Source organism: Halorubrum sp. SP9 (genome assembly GCF_005435015.1).
GTDB lineage: Archaea > Halobacteriota > Halobacteria > Halobacteriales > Haloferacaceae > Halorubrum > Halorubrum sodomense.
The window spans coordinates 1-552 of the sequence record NZ_SGXU01000288.1; the positions used below are offsets into that span (position 1 = coordinate 1).

At 53.3% G+C, this 552-nt stretch carries 1 protein-coding gene and 1 pseudogene; one reads left to right on the forward strand and one right to left on the reverse strand.

Translation table 11 applies throughout. From position 1 onward, the window contains the following. Window positions 1-279 (forward strand): winged helix-turn-helix domain-containing protein (locus EXE45_RS17570; protein WP_137695092.1); only part of this gene is annotated, 279 nt, incomplete at its 5' end. A 90-nt stretch (window positions 280-369) separates the two neighbouring features. Here the strand turns inward: EXE45_RS17570 and EXE45_RS20965 are convergent. After that, window positions 370-552, reverse strand: a pseudogene (locus EXE45_RS20965) (hypothetical protein); the annotation flags it as partial.

Below are 552 nucleotides of genomic sequence, written 5' to 3' on the forward strand. Positions count from 1 at the left end.
ATTCTCTACCGACTCGTCCACGGCGGAGACATGAGTCCGAAAGAACTAGACGAAGTGATTGAGATCGATGATAGCACACTTCACTATCACCTCAACAAACTCGTTGATGTGGGCCTCGTCGAAAAACGTCAACAGACAGAGCGAGGCCAAAATGGGTTGTACACGTACTACCGAGCGACGGTGTTCGGAGAAGTGACGCTCACACGCGGCGTAGATGAGTTGATTCGTGGTGAAGGTGACTTCGACGAGATGTATAATAGTTCAGCCGACCGCCAGTGATTGTGGAGTCGATGCCACAGTCGTCCACAACACGTTCAGCTGCCGGGAAACAGGAGCGGAGGAGTTCCAGCACTTCAGCCCTGAAAGGTGTCAGGCAGCATCGTACTCTCGAATCACGGTCGACAGTGTCTCAGTCCCAAACTCGACAGCTTCGATAGGAACTCGCTCATTTGCTGCGTGGACCAAGGATTCAAACTCAAACGCCGGCGGCAGCTTCAGCGGGGTGAATCCGTAGGGTTGGACGTCAAGCTGTTCAAAGAATCGCCCGTCAGT